The organism is Caldisphaera sp. (assembly GCF_046536515.1).
In the GTDB taxonomy this organism is placed as follows: domain Archaea; phylum Thermoproteota; class Thermoprotei_A; order Sulfolobales; family Acidilobaceae; genus Caldisphaera.
Map to the genome: position 1 here is coordinate 1 of NZ_JAWDMQ010000057.1, position 7,922 is coordinate 7,922.

General features: G+C 33.1%; 5 protein-coding genes and 1 pseudogene. 3 read left to right on the forward strand and 3 right to left on the reverse strand.

Annotated features, from left to right (window positions below; translation table 11 throughout):
- Positions 1-295 precede the first annotated feature (295 nt).
- Both RXO53_RS07040 and RXO53_RS07045 read left to right on the forward strand, forming a co-directional pair.
- Positions 296-553 (forward strand): annotated as a pseudogene (locus RXO53_RS07040) (RNA-guided endonuclease TnpB family protein); the annotation flags it as partial.
- Positions 554-584: 31 nt separating this feature from the next.
- Positions 585-1,724, forward strand: coding sequence for a GTPase (locus tag RXO53_RS07045; RefSeq protein WP_410713523.1), 1,140 nt, complete (start codon positions 585-587; stop codon positions 1,722-1,724).
- Here RXO53_RS07045 and RXO53_RS07050 read toward each other — a convergent pair.
- Genes RXO53_RS07050 through RXO53_RS07060 form a run of 3 tightly spaced genes read right to left on the reverse strand, consistent with a single transcriptional unit; the run spans position 1,721 to position 4,272 of the window.
- Positions 1,721-2,980 carry a glycosyltransferase family 4 protein gene (locus RXO53_RS07050; protein ID WP_410713524.1) on the reverse strand — a complete coding sequence of 420 codons (1,260 nt, stop codon included), beginning with the start codon at positions 2,978-2,980 and terminating at the stop codon, positions 1,721-1,723. The genes RXO53_RS07045 and RXO53_RS07050 overlap by 4 nt on opposite strands.
- Before the next feature lies 1 nt (position 2,981).
- Positions 2,982-3,572, reverse strand: coding sequence for a mechanosensitive ion channel family protein (locus RXO53_RS07055; protein ID WP_410713525.1), 591 nt, complete (start codon positions 3,570-3,572; stop codon positions 2,982-2,984).
- Complete coding sequence (locus tag RXO53_RS07060) at positions 3,559-4,272, reverse strand: HAD-IIB family hydrolase (RefSeq protein ID WP_410713526.1); 714 nt, start codon at positions 4,270-4,272, stop codon at positions 3,559-3,561. Before RXO53_RS07060 ends, RXO53_RS07055 begins: the two co-directional genes overlap by 14 nt.
- A 192-nt stretch (positions 4,273-4,464) precedes the next feature.
- On the opposite strand from RXO53_RS07060, the gene RXO53_RS07065 reads away from it, so the two are divergent.
- Positions 4,465-7,922, forward strand: a 3,458-nt coding sequence (locus RXO53_RS07065) for a hypothetical protein (RefSeq protein WP_410713527.1), incomplete at its 3' end; no start/stop codon positions are given.

Below are 7,922 nucleotides of genomic sequence, written 5' to 3' on the forward strand. Positions count from 1 at the left end.
TTTGTTTAATAATATTTTATTATTAAATTTATAATTTTGTTATAAATGGGTTAAAGAAGAAAAATGCATAGAAGTTATATATGCATAGCTCTTTTTCTGACAAAAGAAGGACAAGCCTCGCCCCTTTTATGAGTAAGTAAAGTTTTTTTAAATTTAAATACTCATTAAAAATTGAGACAGCTGCTAAAGGGGTATGCGTCACGGAAACATGAGGTACGCCTCTACCCCAACTAACAAAGCTGATGTAGGGAAGCCCTAAATCAGGGCCAAAGTGTATATGTTTGTCCCTACACATTTACATATCCCCAAGTCCCTTGGACCTAAGAGGAAAGGGCAACTCTCATCGAGGGATAGGGGTAATTGGCTGAAGGCCCAGCCAGCGGTCTATCGCTGAATAAATGGAGCGGGGTGGGTAAAACCCGCTGGCTATGAAGTGATGAAGATGAAGGCGGTAAATCACAAACCTATGATTCACCTTGAGGGAACCCTCACCCTTCAGGGCGGAGAGGAGGTCAGCTCCTTCTCTATGAATCTCAACATTTTTAATTTTTAAATTCCTCATAATAAATAAGGGAATAAAATAAATGGTAACAAACTTACCAGCTGAAGCAATTGCTAAGTTAAATAAATATAGCGATGCAAAAACTGTTGAAGATAAAATTAAAGCTTTGGAGGAATTCATAAGCTCAGTTCCTAAGCATAAGGGTACAGAAAACTTACTTTATTGGGCAAGGAGTAGGCTAGCAGAGCTTAGACAGGAAGAAGAAAAGGAAAGGAAGAAGAAAAAAGGTGGTGGAGGGCCTAAAATTTTCGTTGAAAAAGCAGGTGCAGGGCAAATAGCAATAATCGGGCCCCCAAATTCTGGGAAAAGTAGTATAGTATCGAGGCTAACAAATGCAAAGGTCGTAATAAGCCCTAACCCGTTTTCAACTACTGAGCCAACGCCAGGTATGATGCAATTTGAGGACATACAATTCCAATTAATTGATACGCCTCCGTTGATTAGTAATGAGGGTGATTATGTAAATACAAAAGTATTGGCAATAGCAAGGAATGCTGATGCAATAATAATAGTTGTTGGCTTAGATGGTGATTATGAAAAAGAATTGAAAAGAATATTTGATACGCTTGAGAAAAAAGGCATAATGACGAGCATGCAAAAGGGTTATATAAAAATAATAAAGCATAGAACAGGTAATGGGATAAATGTATTATTTTATGGGAAGCCAAGTTTTACAGAAGATGATGTAAGGAAGGTCTTAAGCTCTTATAGAATATTTAATGCAACAGTAGAAATTTACGGTGAGCCAAAGCTAGATGATATTGATGCATCTTTAATCAATGCTATAACCTATAAGCCTACTATAGTTCTATTTAATAAGAAAGATTTAGTTAAGGAATTCAATATACCTGCTTTACCAAATGATATTTTATACAGGGTCGTTTCAGCGAAGAGTGGTGAAGGACTTAATGAACTTGGAAACGATATATTTAAAATTTTAAAAATAAAAAGAATTTATACAAAAAAGCCTAATTCATTACCTGACAAGGAACCATTAATAATAAGGGAAAATGCAACAATTAAAGAAATAGCAGAAACAATAAACCCCAACGCAAATGTAAGGTATGCTAAGGTCTGGGGTAAGGGAGTGAAATATAATGGGCAAAGAGTTGGTCCTGATTTCGTTCCTATAGATAAAGATATAGTGGAGATAAGGTTTTAGCTTATTGAGATTTGCTTTGCTCTCTCAATTAATTCTTTCATCAATTTAGAAATTAAGAAATTTCTCCCCTTTTCCATAGCTTTTATTTTCATTTCTTCATATAAAGACTCGTTTTGAATTATTTTGTTTATTGACTCTACTCCCCCTTCTATATCATCAGGCCCTCTTAAATGTATGCCGTCAACTCCATTGCTTATAAGCCATTTTTGTCCATATACAGCACTTGTAATAACTGGTACTCCAGCATACATGAATTCTATTTGTGTTAGTCCTAAAGCTTCCATTTTTGACATTATTATATTTAGGTAGCTTGCCTTTATTAAGGAAGCTTTCTGTTCTACTGTTAACTCCCCGGTTAACACTACATTTTTTAATTTCTTAGATTCTTTATATACCTTATCCCATTGATCTCCAGGCCTTCCAGCTATTACAAATACTAAATCGTTGTTGTTTTTGAAATGCTTTGCAATTTCTACAACAGCTAATGGATTTTTTCTTTCTTCTATTGTACCAAGATAGGCTATGATTTTTTTATCTTTATTATTTTCTTTTAAAAATTTTTCAATAAAAAGATCTGGCTTTGCATTTTCTATTATTTTTGCTTCATCATCATCCAATCCTCCAGGAAATATGTGCAATTGTTTTGGGTTTGCACCCAATGTTATCATATCTTCTCCTTCAATTCCTGTAACAACTAATATAAGATCAGCAGCTTTAAATATAGAAGGCAGCTCCATCATATTCCATGCCATTCTGTAAGTCCTTTCTATGGGATCATATCTACCGGGTTCAGGCGGTTGATAGTGTGCCATGTGCCCATATACAATTCTTTTTTGGTTAGCGTTTATTGTTCCTATTAATTTTCTCCACATTATCCACTTAGCAACATCTTCAGGACCATTCCAAAGTGTTGAATGAGTAACTATAAAGTTTATGCCCAATTCTTCGTCTATTTTATTTAATATGTTGATAAAATCCCTAAACATTATCCTCCTTGGAGGCCATGTTACTTTTCTGCTCAAAACCCTTATTGTAGGCAAATCAATTTTTGGATCTTTTTCAAAAATTTTGTACGGCTTTTCAGATAGCTCTAATTCCCTTTCTTTAATTATAGGTTCATTGTCATGGTATATGCTTGTTATTAAATATGACTTATATCCAAGCTTTATTGCCCACTTTACCATACGCTGTGCAACAAGTTCTTGTCCTTTGCTTTTAGACGTTTGATACATAATAGGAAAAAAGTTAAATTCCATCTTATGCCCTCCTTAAATATCTAGATAAAATTAAAGCAACAAAGGCTATTGCTAATCCCCAAGCTAATGGTTGAAGTAAAATCATTAATGGCGTTACGTCAAGCTTAACTTCTTTCATAGCTAGAGTTATAACTGTAATATAAAGTACAATCTTTATATAAACTATTAGTATTTCAAGTTCTTGTCCGCCTCTCAATTTGGCTTCACTTGTTATATAGCTATCAAAAACGTCTATTAAGATAAAACCAATTATAATTGTAAACACAAAGAGTGCTGTATAGCCAAGCCCTATTGTAAGAAGGGCAGAGGCTACTTTTAATTCCTTTAAAATTTCATTCGAAATAAAGTCTATGGCTAATATTACACCTGTTGCATATAAAAAGTAAGCTATCAAGCTTCCAAAGAAGTCTCCTCCGGTCATGCCAGCTCTTAATGTAAGCCTTCCCATGCTTATGTGCTTAAACCAATCGTTAAATCCAGTGATTTCTAAAGATCTTTTAAGCAAAAACTTTACTATTTTCCCTAAAAAATAGAAGCCTAATATTATTACTACAAATATTGCTGCATAAACAATGTAATTAATTATCTGCATACCTTCTTATCGCCTCCCATACATTATCAAAGTCAACTATTTCATTAACGCCTACGTTCTTTAAATGTTCATTGTATTTGTTTAAAACTAAAATTGATATATCTGATACCTTAAATGCAGGCAAATCATTTTCACTGTCTCCAAAATATATGGTAATTTCAGGATTAAAAAGCGTTTTTAGATATAAAACGCTGTCCTCTTTATTTGCCTTGCTAATTAATATATCTATAAAGGGTTCATTTTCATATTCTATAACTTTTAGTTTTAATTTTTTTGCTTGTTCAATTATTAATGGTAAGCTTTTAGGGTAATATGAGAACCTCCAATCTATTGTTATTCCAGCAATTAAATTGCTCGTCGTCTTTTTAATATCTATTTTTGCCTTGCTATCTTTTATATTTTTATCTTTTTTAATAAAGTCTATTAATTCGATTGCATCGTCTTGATATTTTATCAATTCTGTATCAATACAAGACCTGTTACCGTATATTATTTCCGCCCCACCTATGCATGCATATGCGTCTGCTTTAACCCTGTCTATTAATAAATAGCAGCTCTTCATTGATACTATAGCTATTTTATTGCCTTTTTTTCTTGAATAATCAATAGATTCTAAAACTTTTGCTGATGGATATGCATTATCAGGGCTTACGTCTATAGGGCTTATTGTACCATCATAGTCAAGCAATATTAACTTCATTTTGTTCACCGAGTGCATTTTTATTCTATATTATACTTGTTTTTATTTTCTATTAGTTTTTTTATTAATTTTTTATGTAAAAATTAAACTTATTTTTACCTGTGGGATACTATGTTTAACGGAAAAGGGGGTTAACCCTTAAATACCAGGTTAATACCAAATAAAAAACAGCCAAAACAAGGTGTAAATATCATGAATTCGAGAAAGAGGTATGAGGCTATAGCCTTAATGGCTGTAGCTTTTGTTTTAGTAATGGCTTTAGGAGTAATACCAGTAACTCATGCATCAACACCAACCGTAAAAATAGGTAGAGCCGTTGCATTTCCAAGTGTTGTCAGCCCTGGAGGTCAAATACAGCTGATATTTAACTTTACAGAAAGCGCTCCTGTACCAGGCTACTATATTTTATATTTATATTATGCTACGAATAATAACACATTTGTAACACAACCAATTACACACCTATTCAATTTGAAACAAAATGCTCAATATTTTGCTGCTAATGTAACTTTAACTCAAAGTGAAGTAAATACTTTTCTTAGCAATATAGAAAAGGTAGACCCAAATGTAAGCTCGGCTACAAATATAACAGTATTCGTTGCTTTATCGAACCAATACATTCCAGTATATACAACTACAGTACCAATTATATATACAACTACAGGTTCTACAGCTATAGAGACAGAATCATTTACTTTATTGCTACAACCGGCTCTAACAGCAAAGTTAACCAATCTAGAAACTGGAAACCTTAGTCAATACAATTTATATAATGTAATGACGAACAATACGTTAAGCATGTTAGTTAATTTAACTCCTTTAGGTAAAAGCTTTGCTGAATATGAAACAAATGAAGCATATTGGGGATTGCCAACAAGTACTACAAATGTAACTGCTTCATTATACCTAATGAACAACTTTAATTATCCAATACTTCTATTAGAGAACCAAACAGAATATAATCCAACAACTAAATCTTATGAAAATAGTATTTCAAGCGCATTATTAGAAACTCCCTTCAAAAAACCAAGTAAAACATATGCAAATGGAACAATATTATTATATGATCCTATAAATCCAGGATTTGCTCTTCCAACAGTAACCAATATTTTAAAAGTAAACAACAGCTTTAGTTATTCATATTATTTGGGCAACATTCTTCAATTAAACGTATATAATCATACTTGGATAAGTCTAACAGCCGGCTCAGGTAATGTAGTGGAATTGCTAAATTCAACAGGAATATATACGGTACCTTCATTTATTGAAAATGAATCTTTATATAGTTTGACTAATGTTGGTGTATCTGAAAAACTATCAACTATACTTAATGTATTCCCAAGCGTTGCATTAATATCAAATATGACAAATTTAGTGTTCTATCCAGGAGAGGATATAACGTATAATATATCATGGGCAAACTTCCCAGTAAACAGCAATATAACAAGCTTTGGTCTTTATTATATAAATCCAGTAACTGGTATGGTTACAAACACGAGTGCACCTGTTGTTAAATTCGAAGCAAAAAATTCATTTACATCGCCATTATATGAGAAAATCTCTGGATCAAATACATCACCTATTACCGGTAAAGAGTACTTCAATGTTACATTACCGCTTAACGATCCATATTGGGGATCGCTTTTATTTGCATTTGTATCAACAAATACTAGTGTAATGACTTATGGATATTCGCCATTAAATGCTGCAGTCTATCCAATATACTCTGTAGAGGAAATAGGGGCGGAAGGTACTGTAGAACAAATTGCGCCTAAAGGAAAATTGTTATTGGGTCAATATTTATTTGTCTATGGTTATGGATTTAAACCTGGAATAAACGTCTCAAGCATATTCTATGAAACTAATGGAACAAAAATGCCTGTAGGCATGTCATTAATGAATTTAGTGACTCCAAATAAAGGATCAAATCTAAATGTAGTGAATGGAAGTGGAGTATTCTATTTTGTGTCACAAATACCTTATACTGGTGTAATAGCCAATAATGCAGTACAATCTGGTAAATCAAGTAAATCTTATACAGTTTACTTTAATGTAAGTACATTAAGTATATCTGAGGTACCAACATATAATAACTTAACATCAACGGTACAATCAGCTTCGCTGGTTACATATGATACAGGGGATGCAATAGTATATGTAAACCCATACATAAACCTCACAACACCAGGAGGACCAGATACATATTATTACGAGCCACAAATAGTTTCATATCCAGATGTAGTTGTACCATATAGCTCAACTCAACCATTTACATTAATGATAGATGGTCAAAGATTCACATACCCAGGAATAGCCCCAGTAAGTGCTGGAGAATTAACAGTACAAATAATAGGTGCAAATGCAAGCGCTTTATACAATAAATTATATTTACAGAATGGTAAGACCTTTACACCACCTACTGTTCAATTCTTAGTTGGTAATGTAACTTTAACAAATGGTTATGGCGTCATTAGTAATGTGAAAGTACCAAATGCTATAGGATCAGCTGTACTTTATGCTAATGTAACATCATTTAGTAAGAAAGGGATAGAATATTCAGTATCATCTAATAGTGTATCAGTTGGAACTGCATATGAAATAATAGTTGGTAAGATGCCAATATATGGAGCTTACGGATCAAATGTTGTCTCAGGATTAGATAATACAACATTCTTAGTATTACAAAATGTACCTATAACAGTTGTTGGATGGGGATTTGTGCCAGGAAGTAAACCAGGTTTAGTAATTGGTGTAAACGGCGTTGGATATAATGTCTCTGCTATAATGAACGGATATGCAGAAGGAACTATATATGCAAACTCAACATATGGATTTATACAAACAGGTAAATTCTACAACGTAACATTGTTATCTGAAAATGTAGAAATATATGATAAGGTAAGTCCAGCTGTTCAAGAGCAGCTATACTTCATAAATGAGATAGCGGTACCAGTGCAAGTAATATTCTCAGGATCAACAGTATCAGTTGGCGAACCATATGTTGCATATGTTGTAAACCCGCTATTAACATTACAAACTTATAATTCACAATTGACAAGCTATACATATTTATTCACAATTGGCCCAAGCCATACAACCGCATTTGTCTACAATGGAAACGTGTTATCTGGAAAAGTAATGTCAGCTCAAAACTTGGTACCAACGCCACCAACAATGTATTCATTCCTAGTATGGCCTCCATCAGTATCTCAAGGTCAATTAGTATTTGATTACAACGTTTCGTTAATATACTTACCATGGACTTCATTATCAGCAAGTGCATATGGAATAGGAGAAGCAGGTATAGTATCAAATTCAACATTATTGAGTGAATCATTATTAACAAGCTCATTAAGCTCTGCTGTGTCATCTGTTGAAGCAAATGTTACATCACAGCTATCATCATTAAGCTCAACAGTATCAAATAATTACAACTCCATGTCTAAGATGCTATATAATATCAATTCATCGTTAAGCAGCTCATTAGCAGCATTATCAGCGTCCGTTTCATCAGTAAACAGTGGAGTAAAATCTTTGCAAACAACAGTATCTTCATTAGCAAATCAGCTTACAAGTTTGCAATCATCACTTAATAGTGTATCTTCAACAGTTAATAGTATAAATTCAACAGTCTCATCATTAAGCTCAAC